This window comes from Nonomuraea sp. NPDC003707 (assembly GCF_053587055.1).
In genome coordinates this window covers 260,936-273,946 of the sequence record NZ_JBSFNK010000006.1, presented here as the reverse complement: position 1 = coordinate 273,946, position 13,011 = coordinate 260,936, and the positions used below count along the sequence as shown (strand labels likewise).

The window sequence follows — 13,011 nt, the reverse complement described above, 5'->3', positions numbered from 1 at the left end:
CAAAAGCGTGCGAAAACGAGAACGCCGCACCCCCGGAGGGAGTGCGGCGTTTCCTGTGCCAGGCGTTCTGCCTGGCGGCCGACTTACTTGGCGGCGGCCAGCGCCGCGGCCTGCTTGGCGATCGCGGACTTGCGGTTGGCGGCCTGGTTCCTGTGGATGACGCCCTTGCTGACGGCCTTGTCGAGCTGGCGGGCGGCGGCCCGCTGCAGCACGGCGGCCTGCTCGGTGTCGCCCTGCTCGGCGGCCTCGCGGAACTTGCGGACGGCCGTCTTCAGAGAGGACTTGACCGCCTTGTTGCGCAGGCGAGCCTTCTCGTTCTGCTTGTTGCGCTTGATCTGGGATTTGATGTTCGCCACGAAGAAGCCTCGGTGAAAGTCTGAGTGATGGATGGGGCGCGCGGGCTCGAGAGAGGGCGCGCCACACGCAGTTGAACAGGATACCAATAACTCAGGTCGGCTCTCAAATCAACGCGTACTTGAGCATCGGCGTTTCGGATGCTCGGCGCTCGCTCGGCGCGGGAACCCTACGTTAGCCGATCATCCACCGTGTGGCGTACTCGTGCCAGTCCTCCTCCGTGGCGGCGAAGTCCACGTAGAGGGCCAGGCCGAAGCGCTCGCGGCGGCCGTGCTCCGACAGCGCGAGCCGGGCGCCCTCGGCGGCCATGGCGACGCTCTCGGCGTTGTCGAGCCAGGGCACGCCGTGGTCGTGGTAGGCCGGGGCGCCGATGTAGAGGGCCTTGGCGGCGGGCACCAGGTCCAGGGCCAGCCCGGCCTGGCGGGCGACGTAGCCGCCGTAGAGGGACTGCAGGGGGGTGAAGGAGTCGTACGTCATGACGGCGACCTGGTCCACGCGGTCCACGACCTGCTTGAAGTAGCCCTGGGACCAGTACTTGTCGTGCGACAGCAGGGCCCTGGCGGTCAGGCGCAGGCCAGGGTACGGCTCGATCTGCGGGGTGGAGGTGGACAGCAGGCCGGTGTGCCGGCGGGTGCGCTCCAGCAGGTCGAGGAACTCGGTGTCGCCGTCGCCGATCGGCTCGAAGTTGTAGTGGATGCCGTCGTAGCCCTGTTTCATGATGGCGGCGACGCCGGACAGGACGTTCTCGCGGGACTTGGGGTCGTCGAGGTCGAGGCCGTTCTTGACGGACTGGCCGAGCCAGGCGGAGATGCGGACCGCGGGGAGGCGCTCGCGTAACCACTTCACGAAATTTCCGGCGTTGGGGTATTTGTCTGGGCTTAAGGTGCCGTCCCAGTTGAAAGGGCCGGAGTGGACGTACACGTCCTTGATCCCCGTGGCGCGCAGCCGTACCGCCAACTGCTCGACGTCACGCTCCGTGCGGCGGCCGTCCACCCACGCGTGGCCCAGCCAGAGCGCGTCGTTGCCCGTGCTCTTCGCCCAGGCCGCCGGTGCACCGGTAAACTGGAGTCGAAGCGCGGCGGCGAGGAGGCCGACCAGCGCGACCACGATGGCCAAGGCAAGCGCGAGCAGGCGCAGGCCGCGGCGGATGACGGTTCGGGCATTCACCCGGGCATGTCACCATGAAAGACTGCTCGACCTCAACCCTGTCGAAACGGACTTCGGTGCGCACTCAGCCTGGCCAGACCGACCCCGCGTTGATCCGCAACTTCTGCATCATCGCGCACATCGACCATGGCAAGTCAACCCTTGCCGACCGGATGCTGCAGATCACCGGCGTGGTCGACGAGCGCTCCATGCGTGCCCAGTACCTCGACAGGATGGACATCGAGCGCGAACGGGGCATCACGATCAAGTCGCAGGCCGTGCGGCTTCCGTGGGACGGCCACGTGCTCAACATGATCGACACGCCTGGCCATGTCGACTTCACCTACGAGGTGTCCAGGTCGCTGCAGGCGTGCGAGGGCGCGGTCCTGCTGGTCGACGCGGCCCAGGGCATCGAGGCGCAGACGCTGGCCAACCTCTACCTGGCCATGAACGCCGACCTGCACATCATCCCCGTCCTCAACAAGATCGACCTGCCGGCGGCGCAGCCGGAGAAGTTCGCCGAGGAGCTGGCGGGGCTGATCGGCTGCGACCCGTCCGACGTGCTCCGGGTGTCCGGCAAGACCGGCGAGGGCGTCCGCGAGCTGCTCGACCACGTGGTCCGGGAGATTCCCGCCCCCGTGGGCAACGCCGACGCGGCGGCCCGGGCGCTGATCTTCGACTCCGTCTACGACACCTACCGCGGCGTCGTCACGTACGTGCGGGTCGTGGACGGCCACCTGAGCAAGCGCGAGCGCATCCTCATGATGTCCACCGCCGCCACCCACGAGACGCTCGAGATCGGCGTCATCTCGCCCGAGCCCAAGGTCTCCGAGCGGGGGCTGGGCGTCGGCGAGGTGGGCTACCTGATCACCGGCGTCAAGGACGTGCGCCAGTCGCGCGTGGGTGACACGGTCACCTCGTCGGTCAAGCCGGCCCAGGAGATGCTGGCGGGCTACGAGCACCCCAAGCCGATGGTGTTCTCGGGGCTCTATCCGATCGACGGCGACGAATACCCCGAGCTGCGCGAGGCCCTCGACAAGCTGCAGCTCAACGACGCGGCGCTGGTCTACGAGCCGGAGACGTCGGCGGCGCTCGGGTTCGGGTTCCGGGTCGGGTTCCTGGGGCTGCTGCACATGGAGATCGTGCGGGAGCGGCTGGAGCGCGAGTTCGGCCTGTCGCTGATCTCCACGGCCCCCAACGTGGTCTACCGCGTGGTCATGGAGGACGGCAAGGAGCTCACCGTCACCAACCCGTCGGAGTTCCCCACGGGTGGGAAGATCGCGCAGGTCTTCGAGCCGGTCACCAAGTCGACGATCCTGGCGCCGTCCGAGTTCATCGGGGCGATCATGGAGATCTGCCAGGGGCGGCGCGGCCAGCTCCTCGGCATGGACTACCTGTCGGAGGACCGCGTCGAGATCCGCTACACGCTGCCGCTGGGCGAGATCATCTTCGACTTCTTCGACCAGCTCAAGTCGCGCACCCGCGGCTACGCCTCGCTCGACTACGAGCCCGCCGGCGAGCAGGAGGCCGAGCTGGTCAAGGTGGACATCCTGCTGCAGGGTGAGCCGGTGGACGCGTTCAGCGCCATCGTCCACAAGGACAAGGCCTACACCTACGGCGTCGACATGGCGAAGAAGCTGCGCGAGCTGATCCCCAGGCAGCAGTTCGAGGTGCCGATCCAGGCCGCCATCGGGGCCCGGGTCATCGCCCGCGAGAACATCCGCGCCATCCGCAAGGACGTCCTGGCCAAGTGCTACGGCGGTGACATCTCCCGTAAGCGGAAGCTGCTGGAGAAGCAGAAGGAAGGCAAGAAGCGGATGAAGATGGTCGGGCGCGTGGAGGTGCCCCAGGAGGCCTTCGTCGCCGCGCTGTCCACCGAGTCGTCCACCGACAAGAAGAAGTAGGGCATTCGGGGTAGGCGACTACCCTGAAAGCATGGAAGTGGTGCAAACCGCGCGCATGGTCCTTTCGCGGGTCACGCTCGACGATCTGACCGCTGTCCATGAGCTTCACTCCGACCCCCGTACCAACGTGCACAACCCCGGGGGCCCCAGCGTTGACCTGGTGTCCAGCCGCGCCATGCTGGACCTGTGGCTCGCCGACTGGGCCGAGCGCGGCATCGGCTACTGGGCCGCGCGGGCGATCGGCGGGTCGGAGGTGATCGGGTTCGGGGGGCTGCGCCGCGCGATCGTCGGCGGGGACGAGGTGCTGAACCTTTACTACCGGTTCCGGCCGTCCGCCTGGGGCCACGGGTACGCGGGAGAGCTCGTGGAGGCGGCGCTGCGAGTCGGCAAGGGGCTCGGGACCGTCGTCGCGGTCATCCGGCCCGACAACCTGGCGTCGCTGAAGGTGGCGGAGCGGGCGGGCATGCGCAGGGACCGGACGATCCCGTACGGGGGCGTCGAGAGCGTCGTGTACGTGGCCTGAGCGCCCTACCCGCGGTTGCGGACCACGTACCCCACCAGCACCAGGGCGCCCGCGACGGCCTGAGCCGCCAGGAAGCCGCCCAGCGGGCCCGGCGGGGACAGCAGCGCGGCAACGGCGGGCAGACACCCGAGCACGGCCAGGTCCACCCCGGTGAGCGCCCAGCGCAGCGGCCCGGTCGGGATCGCGCCGCCCGGGGTGTCGATGATCGGCATGGAGTGGTCGACCGGACTCCTCCTGGCCATCCGCAGCGCGGCCGCGGCCAGCGCGGGGGCCGCCAGTGGCCCGAACAGCCACCACGCCCCCGGCAGCGCGCCGCCCGCGCTCAGGGCGGCCAGCCCCAGGGTCGCCCACGCGCCGCTCAGCAGCATGGGCAGCACCGCGCGGGCCGCGAGCGCCTGGCGGCGGTCCACGCCGAGCAGCCTGGACAGGGCCGGATTGTCGCCGTCCCTGCGCGCCCCCGACACGCTCACCGCCGCCACGGCCAGCGAACCCGCCAGCACGGCCGCCCCGAGCGTCACCGGCGCGCCGCCCGCCTGCGCCAGCACGGCGGGCAACGCGGACATCGCGAACATGACCCCCAGACGCCCCGGCCTGCGGCCCACCCGGCGCCAGTCGTGCCAGGCCAGCGCGAAAGGCGCGGGCAGCGCCGGCCACCGCCGCGAGCTGAGCTTCCTGGCCCGCCAGTGGTTGTCCTCCGCTATCCAGGTGAGCGCATCGGGGTCGAGGCCGACGGCCGCGTTCGCGACGCGTCCCGCCCGGGTCGAGGCGGTGACGAGGGTACGGGTGGGGATCCGGTCGAGTGACGTCCATGCGTGGCGTACCAGCAGGGCGGAGGAGGCCGCCGCGACGGCCGCGGTGACGGCCACCGCCGACAAGGGAGCGCTCGCGGCGACGGCGAGCACCGTGCGCAGCTGCCCGCTGACGGTCACGACGGCGGCCACCAGCAGCGCGACCGTCGCGGACGTCAGCCAGACCTGCCACGACTGGGACGCCTGACCGAGCACCGCCAGGGCCATCCCGCCCGCGGTCGCCGAGACGCCCAGCACCATGGCGCCGAGCAGGCGCCACACGAGCTGGTCGGGGGCGCCCAGCACGGCGACCAGCCCCAGCCCGAGCAGCAGCCCGGCTGCCACCGCCACCGTGAACAGCACCCGGGCGGTGCGTCCGAGCAGGTGCCGCCGGTTCAGCGGCGAGGGCAGCAGCCAGGAGGCGTCGGCGGCGGACAGCATCACGGGTCCCGCCGCGCGGGCCGCGGCCAGGAAACCGGCCAGCGCCAGCGCGAGCAGGGCCGCTCCCGCGCTCACGCGGGCGGGATCGGCGGCTCCGGCCAGCCCTTGGAGCACGGTGGTGAGCGGGTGGCCGAGCACGGCGGCGAGCATCGCCAGCCCGAACCCGGCGACGTACCGATCGAGCAGGCCACCGCGGGCCGGGCCACGCGAGCGGAGATACGCCCGCACCACCCGCACACTGCCTGCGGCCTCGCTCACGCGTCCACCCCCAAGGGGTACGTCGGCTCCGCTCATGCGTCCGCCTCCAGGAGGCGCGTCGGCTCCGCTCACGCGTCCACCCCTGACGGTGAGACCTGGCGGGCGCGCCCGGCCAGGCCGTGATCATGCGTGGCCATCACCACGGTGCCTCCCTCGCCCGCGTACTCCTCGAGCAGATCGGCCAGCCGGGCCCGGAAACCGGCGTCCAGGCCGCGTTCCGGCTCGTCGAGCAGCAGCAACGTGCTCGGCCTGAGCAGCGCGGAGGCCAGGGAGAGGCGCTGGCGCTGCCCGGTGGACAGGTTCAGCGGCGGCGCGTCCGCCCGCTCCACCAGCGCGAACACCTCCAGCGCCGCCTCCACCTCCATGCGGGCCTCGGCGTGCACGGCTCCCATGAGCTCCAGGTGCTCGCGGGCGGTGAGCCCCGGATACCAGGCGGGCTCGTCGCCGAGCATCGCCACCTGGCGCCAGAAGGCGGCGTCGTCGGCCGGCGGCTCCCCGAACACCCTGACCTCGCCGGAGGTCGCGGGCTGGAGCCCGGCCAGGCAGCGCAGGAGGGTCGACTTGCCGCTCCCGTTCGGGCCGACGACCGCCACGATCTCGCCCGGTGACACGGTCAGCTCCATGTCTCGCAGCACGGGGTTGCCGCCGAGTTCGACCGTGAGGCCGTGAACGCTGATGATCGAGTCGTACACGGATTCGAGCCTAGCCAGCCGATCGCACAGGCGATCGCGACGATTTTCTGTCGGTGCCATCGCCTACCTTCTATTCCGAACACCAGTGCGACTGGAGGGTGACGTGATTGCTTCTGAGCGATTCGAGCGTGCCGCCGTGTTGGGGGTGGCTGTGGCTGAGGAGACTCGACGGCTGCTGAGGCTCCACCTGGTTTCGGGAGAGGAGGGAGGCGACGGCACCGTGCTCGTCGACGTGCCCTATCCCGACGCGGTCGTGGTGGCGGCGCTGCTCGACGTGGCGGCGGAGTGTTTCGGCGAACGGGGTGACTCGGTCGAGGAGACCAGGCAGGCGGCGTTGGAGACGTTGTTACAACTGGCCGGGTTCGACGGCGAGTCCCAGCTCAGGCGCGCCTGATCGGCCGGCTCACTGCGGGCGCGCCACCCCGTGCCGGAAGGCGTAGGAGACGGCCTGGGCTCGGTCCCGCAGGCCCGCCTTGGCGAAGAGGTTGTTGATGTGGGTCTTGACGGTGGCCTCCGAGATGTAGAGGTGGCCGGCGATCTCGGTGTTCGAGAGGCCGTCGGCGATGAGAGCCAGCACCTCGCCCTCGCGCGGGGTCAGCCCGTCGGGGAGCCCGTCACGGACGATGCCAGGAGGAGGAGGGATGGTTCCGGTTGTGGCCGGGGTCTGCCTCGTGGGCGCCGACATGGTGTCCAGGAGGCGGCGCTGGACGGTGGGGTCGAGTTGGGCGTCGCCGCGCTTCACCGTGGCGATGGCCCTGGCGATGTCGTCGGCGTCCGCGTCCTTGGTGAGGAAGCCGCGCGCGCCCGCTCGCAGCGCCGCGAAGACGGACTCGTCGTCGGAGTACGTGGTGAGCACCACGACCTGGGTGTCCGGAAACCCGGCGCGGATGCGGCCGGTGGCCTCCACGCCGTCCATGCGCGGCATGCGCAGGTCCATGAGCACCACGTCGGGCCGCCGTTCCTCGACCAGCCGCAGCGCCGCCTCGCCGTCCCCGGCCGAGCCGACCACCTCGATGTCCGGCAGCAGCCCGAGCAGCAGCACCAGGCCCTCGCGCACCACGGCCTGGTCGTCCACCACGATGACCGTGGTCATCCGGGCGCCCCCGGTCATGCCGGCACCTTCAGGCGCACCTGGAAGCCGCCGTCGTGTTCGCCTGCCGACAGTGTCCCGCCGAGCAGTTCGGCCCGTTCGCGCATGCCCACGAGGCCGTAGCCGCCCCCGGGCGAGCCCTTCTCGGCGGAGGCCGGGTTGGTGATGCGCAGCTCGCACCAGAGCCGGTCGAAGTCGAGCTCGACCGTGGCCGGGCTGCCGGGGGCGTGGCGGCGTACGTTCGTGAGGGCTTCCTGGGCGGTGCGCACCAGGGCGAGCTCCGTCTCGGGCGACAGGCGGTGCTCGGGGCCGGAGACGCGCAGCGTGCAGGCCTGGTGGGCGGCGCCCTCGAAGTCGTCCGCCAGCGTGCGCAGCGCCACGGGGAGCGCGGGCGGGTCTTCGCGCAGCGCCTGCACCGCGCGCCTGGCCTCATCGAGCCCCGACTTGGCCAGGTCGCGGGCCCGGGTGACCCGGTCGAGCGCTTCGGCCGTGCGCTCCGCGCGCAGCAGCAACTTGGCGCCCTCCAGGTGGACGAGCTGGGCCGAGAGGGAGTGGGCGAGGATGTCGTGGATCTCCCTGGCGATCCTGGCCCGTTCCGCGAGCACGGCCTCTCGCGCCTCGGCGGCCCTGGTGGCCTTGCGCTGTCTGGCCGCGTACGAGATCAGGAAGATCAGGCAGGTGCTGAGGATGAGGGGAAGATCCCGGACCGGGTTGTCGACGATCACACCCGCCACGACCAGGCCCCCGACGGCCAGCAGGCCGATGGGCAGTGCCTGGCGCAGGGTGAAGCGGGTGACGGCCAGGCTGACGGAGATGAGCAGAGCCCCGATCGCGGCGCCGCCGTCGGTCAGGGTGCTGAGGGCGATGGAGAGGACCACGGCCAGGGCGAGGGCGATCAGCGCGACAGGCACCCCGAAAACCCGCAAGGCCCGCAAGTCCCCCAACCCTGATCTCGCGCCCAACCCCGGCCCCGCCCTCAACCCTGACCCCGCCTCCGCTTCGGCCCTCACCAGGCCACCACCCGGCATCCTCAGCCTGCTTGACCCAGGCGGGCCTGAGGGCATCGGGTCGTTGGGCGCCGGCGACCCCGACGGCATCGGGTTGTCGGGTGCTGGTGGCCTCGATGGTGGCGAACTGCCGGGTGCCGGTGACCCCGACGGTGTCGGATCGCCGGGTGCTGCCGGCCTCGATGATGGCGGGCTGCCGGGTGCTGCCGGCCCTGACGGCGTCGGGCTGCTTGACGCTGAGAGCTCAGGCTGCGGTCGGCTGCCTGGCGTCGAGGCCTCGGGCTGCCGTCGGTTGCCCAGCGCGGGTGATGCGGGCTGCGGTAGGTCGCTTGGCGCCGGGGCTTCCGGTTGTGGTCGGTTGCCCGGTGCCAGTGCTCCTGGGTCCGTCGGGCTGCCTGGCGCGGACGGATGTGGTGAGCTGCCCGGCACCGGCATCGGCGCTTCTGGCTGCGATGGGCTGGCCGGCGCTGACGGCTGCGTCGGCGAGCCTCCTGCCCGCCGGACCTCCCACTGGCCTTCGGACCGGACCTCCCGCTGGCCCTCGGGCCGCGCCTCCAGCCGGCCCTCCTGCCGGGCCGCCCGTGAGACTTCCCGCAGAGCCTCCCGGTGGGTCTCCAGCGGGACCTCCCGTCGGGCTTCCGTCAGGGCCGCCCATGAGTCTTCCTGTGGGGCCTCTTGGTGAGTGGGGTGGGGGTGGGTGTGGCGGTCGCGTAGTGACAGGAACAGGGTGGTGAGCAGCGTGAGGCCCAGTCCGGCGGTCAGGAGGGTGACTGCCAGTCCGATGCCGGTCAGGCCCGGCGCGGGGGTTGCGCCCATCTGGGCCGCGATCAGCAGCGCGATCACCCCGAGCTGCAGCGCGAGGGCGATTCCGTACGGCGCACGCATCACCCCACGACGGTATCCGGTCGCCTGTCCATGCTCGAAAGCGCACGCCCTCTACGGGCGACGACGTACGACTGGGCGCCGATGGTGAGGCCGATGAACAGCAGGATCCCGCCGCTGGAGAGGTCGAGGCCGAGGGCGCCCCCGGTGAAGTACAGGCCGACGCGGATGGCGACCGAGGCCAGCCACACCAGCATGGTCCAGGCTGTGGCCTTCGACCAGGAGACGCCGGAGTCGTCCAGCCACACCCGTACGGTTGTCCCCCGCCACACGCCCAGGACGACGGCGACGACGGCCTCCACCAGGGCCAGGCCGACGCTGAGTGCGAGCTGCCGGGGATCGATGATCCCGCCTGATGCGATGCCGACGATGACCATGAAGGCGGCGGTGTAGAGGATGCCCCGCTTGGCGGTGGGACGGGTCTGCATCTGGCGGTAGACCACGAACATCACGGCGAGGGGGACGAGGAGAGAGATCAGTATGGGTTCCACGGGTTTGACCGTAGGGATCGGCACGGCGTACCGGATCGGCCCGAGGGTTGAGTGCGCGGATCTCCACCCTGGGGTGGAGATCGAGGTGAGAGGTAATCGGGTCGCTGGGGGAGCAGGCTCTCGGTTACCGTCCAAGCATGGGCGTTATCTCCGTAAATGTGGGCCAATCGGTCGAGGCTGAGTGGGCGGGGAAGCTGGGGCGTACGGCGATCGACAAGCGGGCGGTCACGCACCGGGTGGCCGTACTGGCCAACGGGCTCGCGGGTGACGAGCGGGCCGACAAGAAGCACCACGGCTCGCCCGACCAAGCCGTCTACTCGTACGCAAGAGAGGATTACGACTGGTGGGAGGGGGAGCTCGGGCGGGAGCTGCGTAACGGGCAGTTCGGCGAGAACCTCACCATGTCCGGCCTCGACATCACGGGGGCTGTGATCGGCGAGCGGTGGCGGGTGGGTAGCGCCTTGCTGGAGGTGAGCGGGCCCCGGATTCCGTGCGTAGTGTTCCGCAACTGGATGGACGAGCCGGGGTGGGTCAAGCGGTTCACGGCGGCGGGGCGGCCCGGGGCCTACCTGCGGGTGGTCTCACTCGGGGAGCTTGGCGTCGGGGACGAGGTGGAGGTCGTCTCGCGGCCCGAGGTCGGGGTGACGGTGGGGGACTGGTTCCGGGCTCGGCACGGGGACGAGGAGGCGCTGCGCCGCATCCTGGCCGTTCCCGGGCACGACGCCGAGTGGGACCGCATGGCCGAGCGTCTTTTCAGCGGCCAACGATCTTAGACCGCCCGCCCGTCCCGCTTGTTCGTCCGGCTCGCCCGTTCGGTCCGCCCGTCCGGGCCAACCGCCCGGCCCACTCGGATGGGCAGCCGTCCGGGGCTGCCCATCCGCCTCCTAACCCGCCCATTTGGGGTGGGGGTCAGTGGAGGATTGAGTACAGGGCTGAGGTGAGGGAGGCGTGAGCGTCGTCTTGGTCGATGGACCACATCATCGAGCCGCCCAGCCCCTTGAGGCGGATGTACGCCGCCTTCTGCAGCAGCACCGCCGGATCGTCGTACGACCAGAACTCGTTCCCGTCATACAGCCACAGGGCCCCGGTCCGCAGGTCCCGGTAGCGCTTGCCGGGCTTGGTGACCAGGTCCTTGTAGTCCTCGGTCCCAGGCCCCCACTTCCCGGCGGCGGGGCCGGTGGCCGGCTTGTAGAGGCCGTCGCCGCCGCCGGTGACCCCCGTCCAGCCCTGGCCGTACGCGGGTACGCCGACCACGATCTTGCGGCCGGGCGCCCCGCGGGACAGGTAGTCGCGTACGGTCTGGTCCACGCTGTACCGCACCGGGTTCGGATCCCGCCGATCGGTGAGGAGGTTGCCGTTGTGCCCGGTCTGCGCCTCCCACGTCCCGTGCAGGTCATACCCCTGGACGGTGGCGAAGTCGAGCGCCCTGAACACCCGCCGCACCTCGAACCCGGCGTCGATCTTGGCGGCCGCGGCCGGGAGGAAGGCCGTGAGCTGCGTGTTTGAGGAGAAGGCGGTGAGCTGCGCCCGTAGTTCCTCCGCGAACAGCGTGAAGTTCCGCCTGTCCTCCGGCCGCACGACGTTCCCCTCGGCGCCGGAGGAGCCCGGCCACTCCCAGTCCAGGTCGATCCCGTCGAACACCCCGGCTCCGGCGCCCGCGGGGAGGTCCGGCAGGTTGCCGCGCAGCCACAGGTCGATGCACGAGCGGGCCAGCGCGGCGCGGGACTCGGCGGTGAGGACCGCGTCGGAGAAGTACTTGGAACCGGTCCAGCCGCCCAGCGAGATCATCACCTTGAGCCCCGGGTGCTTGGCCTTGAGCTTGCGGAGCTGGTTGAGGTTGCCGTTCAGGGCCTGGCCGGGCGCATCGGCCACGCCGTCCACGCTCTGCTCCGCGGGCACGGGCCGCTGCCAGTCCGCCCACGGGTCGGCCGAGTAGCAGGCGCCCCCGGCGTTCACGAACCCGAACGCGTAGTTCAGGTGTGTGAGCTTGGCCGCGGCACCCGTGGCGTCCACGTCCTTGACGTGGTAGTTGCGCCCGTAGACGCCCCACTGGATGAAGTACGCGACCCGTTTGAAGCCGGTGCGGGCCTCGGCGGGCGCGGAGATCGCCGTACAGCCGAGTAAGAGCGAGAGTGCGAGGAGGATCGTCTTCTTCACGGGGCGACTCCCGAGGGGTGCACTTATAGGAAACTTTCCTAAAAGTAGGGCGACGGCCCACCGCCGTCAACGATCCGCGCCACCTCCTCGGGGCTCGAGATCACCGCCCACGCGTACGCCGGGTTCGCGAACAGGCCGAGGACCAGGTCCGCCACGTCCTGCCTGCTCGTGGCCGCCAGCAGCAGGGTCACGACGTGCGCGGCCGGCGGCCGCAGGAACGCGTTGGTCCAGTCGGTGACCGGCGCCGCCGCCTCCCACATCCGCTCCGCCGTGGCGCGGCCGAAGGCGGCGTCGTACGGGCCGCCCGCCGCGATGGCTTCGGCCGCGATCCAGGCGCAGACCGAACCCAGGTTCGCGCCCTGGCCGGTCAGCGGGTCGTTGGTGATCCAGGCGTCGCCGACGGCCAGCGCGATCCGCCCGCCGGGCAGCTCGGCCACCGCCTCGCGAACGACCGGCGTGATCGCCCCTTGCAGCAGGTCGTCCTCACCCAGCAGCTCGAAGCCCCCGTCCGCCCGCTCGGCCAGTCGCGGCGCGTGCTCGGCGAGCAGCCCGGCCAGCTCCCCGGCGACGTCGGCCGCGGGCAGGTGCGAGAGCGGCTCCAGCGGCCCGCCGGGAACCGCCTCGACCAGCACGCTGGAGACCACGCCGTGCCTGGTCATCATCGGCATGCGGAGGATCTCCCCGCACCCGGGCGAGACGTTGTAGCTGAACATGGGGCCGAGGTCGAGACCGCCGTACAACCCAGCCGTCAGGACGCGCTGCGGACGGTCGAACGGCGAGCGCGCCGGGTCGCGCGGGAACAGCTCCGCCACCGAGCGCCGCCCGGCCGTCACGACCATCAGCTCGTGCTCCCGGGACCATCGATCCACCTGCGCCGCGTCCGGCGGCGCGCCGGTGACGACGACCTCGCCGCCCCGGCCGGTGAAGTCGTCCAGGTACGCGGGCAGCAGCAGCCGGAAGTCGACCGCGTGGAACGGCTCGGAGATCCTGGCCAGGAACTCCAGCGGCGGATCCCCCTTGATCGAGAGCTTGGCGGATCCCATCAGGCACGCGGGATCCCGGTAGTGCTCGCTGCCCAGCTCCCGCTCCCGCGCCAGGGTGTGCCCCATCCTGCCCACCGTGTTGGGCAGCCGTCCCGAGCGCAGGGAACCGGCGTCCCGCTCGCTGTAGAGCGTGGCCTCGATGCCGAGCTGCTGGAGGCGCAGGGCGAGGGTCAGCCCCGAGATTCCCGCGCCCACGATGCCGATACCGGCCATGTGATCAACCCCCTTCGGTTCG

13 protein-coding genes are annotated in these 13,011 nt (G+C 71.1%); 4 read left to right on the top strand and 9 right to left on the bottom strand.

Annotation, left to right across the window (positions count from 1 at the left end; genetic code table 11):
- Positions 1-83: 83 nt before the first annotated feature.
- Together rpsT and ACWDRB_RS18175 are read right to left on the bottom strand one after the other, a co-directional pair.
- A complete protein-coding gene (rpsT, locus tag ACWDRB_RS18180) occupies positions 84-356 on the bottom strand; it encodes a 30S ribosomal protein S20 (RefSeq protein WP_364240069.1) in 273 nt (90 codons plus the stop codon).
- A gap of 172 nt (positions 357-528) precedes the next feature.
- Positions 529-1,521, bottom strand: coding sequence for a hypothetical protein (locus tag ACWDRB_RS18175; protein ID WP_449895153.1), 993 nt, complete (start codon positions 1,519-1,521; stop codon positions 529-531).
- 14 nt (positions 1,522-1,535) lie between these two features.
- Between ACWDRB_RS18175 and lepA the strand changes: the two genes are divergently transcribed.
- Positions 1,536-3,404, top strand: coding sequence for a translation elongation factor 4 (gene lepA / locus ACWDRB_RS18170; protein ID WP_449895151.1), 1,869 nt, complete (start codon positions 1,536-1,538; stop codon positions 3,402-3,404).
- A gap of 31 nt (positions 3,405-3,435) precedes the next feature.
- Complete coding sequence (locus ACWDRB_RS18165) at positions 3,436-3,927, top strand: GNAT family N-acetyltransferase (RefSeq protein ID WP_449895148.1); 492 nt, start codon at positions 3,436-3,438, stop codon at positions 3,925-3,927.
- Positions 3,928-3,932: 5 nt separating this feature from the next.
- Here the strand turns inward: ACWDRB_RS18165 and ACWDRB_RS18160 are convergent, their stop codons facing one another.
- Both ACWDRB_RS18160 and ccmA read right to left on the bottom strand, forming a co-directional pair.
- The gene (locus tag ACWDRB_RS18160; protein ID WP_449895146.1) at positions 3,933-5,414 is read right to left on the bottom strand and encodes a DUF6297 family protein; all 1,482 of its coding nucleotides are present in this window, start codon (positions 5,412-5,414) and stop codon (positions 3,933-3,935) included.
- A 68-nt stretch (positions 5,415-5,482) separates the two neighbouring features.
- Entirely contained in the window at positions 5,483-6,106 is a 624-nt protein-coding gene (gene ccmA, locus ACWDRB_RS18155) for a heme ABC exporter ATP-binding protein CcmA (protein WP_449895143.1), read from the bottom strand.
- 151 nt (positions 6,107-6,257) lie between these two features.
- Here ccmA and ACWDRB_RS18150 point away from each other — a divergent pair, with 151 nt between their 5' ends.
- A complete protein-coding gene (locus ACWDRB_RS18150; protein ID WP_449895141.1) occupies positions 6,258-6,500 on the top strand; it encodes a hypothetical protein in 243 nt (80 codons plus the stop codon).
- A gap of 9 nt (positions 6,501-6,509) precedes the next feature.
- Here the strand turns inward: ACWDRB_RS18150 and ACWDRB_RS18145 are convergent, their stop codons facing one another.
- The 3 genes from ACWDRB_RS18145 to ACWDRB_RS18135 form a co-directional block, all read right to left on the bottom strand.
- Positions 6,510-7,217: a response regulator gene (locus ACWDRB_RS18145; protein ID WP_449895138.1), complete on the bottom strand. Its 708-nt coding sequence runs from the start codon at positions 7,215-7,217 to the stop codon at positions 6,510-6,512.
- On the bottom strand, positions 7,214-8,107 hold the full coding sequence (locus tag ACWDRB_RS18140) for a sensor histidine kinase (RefSeq protein ID WP_449895135.1): 894 nt from the start codon (positions 8,105-8,107) through the stop codon (positions 7,214-7,216). The genes ACWDRB_RS18145 and ACWDRB_RS18140 overlap by 4 nt, the downstream gene beginning before the upstream one ends.
- A gap of 980 nt (positions 8,108-9,087) precedes the next feature.
- Positions 9,088-9,576 carry a hypothetical protein gene (locus ACWDRB_RS18135; RefSeq protein ID WP_449895132.1) on the bottom strand — a complete coding sequence of 163 codons (489 nt, stop codon included), beginning with the start codon at positions 9,574-9,576 and terminating at the stop codon, positions 9,088-9,090.
- A gap of 137 nt (positions 9,577-9,713) precedes the next feature.
- Between ACWDRB_RS18135 and ACWDRB_RS18130 the strand changes: the two genes are divergently transcribed.
- Complete coding sequence (locus tag ACWDRB_RS18130; RefSeq protein WP_449895130.1) at positions 9,714-10,349, top strand: MOSC domain-containing protein; 636 nt, start codon at positions 9,714-9,716, stop codon at positions 10,347-10,349.
- Positions 10,350-10,485: 136 nt separating this feature from the next.
- Here the strand turns inward: ACWDRB_RS18130 and ACWDRB_RS18125 are convergent, their stop codons facing one another.
- Both ACWDRB_RS18125 and ACWDRB_RS18120 read right to left on the bottom strand, forming a co-directional pair.
- The gene (locus tag ACWDRB_RS18125) at positions 10,486-11,733 is read right to left on the bottom strand and encodes a glycoside hydrolase family 18 protein (RefSeq protein ID WP_449895128.1); all 1,248 of its coding nucleotides are present in this window, start codon (positions 11,731-11,733) and stop codon (positions 10,486-10,488) included.
- A gap of 38 nt (positions 11,734-11,771) precedes the next feature.
- Complete coding sequence (locus tag ACWDRB_RS18120; RefSeq protein ID WP_449895126.1) at positions 11,772-12,989, bottom strand: styrene monooxygenase/indole monooxygenase family protein; 1,218 nt, start codon at positions 12,987-12,989, stop codon at positions 11,772-11,774.
- Between the last annotated feature and the right edge of the window lie 22 nt (positions 12,990-13,011).

Excerpts from the sequence above, each read along its gene's own strand:
- lepA (WP_449895151.1), top strand. The coding sequence starts at position 1,536 with ATGAAAGACTGCTCGACCTCAACCCTGTCGAAACGGACTTCGGTGCGC.
- ACWDRB_RS18165 (WP_449895148.1), top strand. The coding sequence starts at position 3,436 with ATGGAAGTGGTGCAAACCGCGCGCATGGTCCTTTCGCGGGTCACGCTC.
- ACWDRB_RS18145 (WP_449895138.1), bottom strand. The coding sequence starts at position 7,217 with ATGACCGGGGGCGCCCGGATGACCACGGTCATCGTGGTGGACGACCAG.
- ACWDRB_RS18130 (WP_449895130.1), top strand. The coding sequence starts at position 9,714 with ATGGGCGTTATCTCCGTAAATGTGGGCCAATCGGTCGAGGCTGAGTGG.
- ACWDRB_RS18120 (WP_449895126.1), bottom strand. The coding sequence starts at position 12,989 with ATGGCCGGTATCGGCATCGTGGGCGCGGGAATCTCGGGGCTGACCCTC.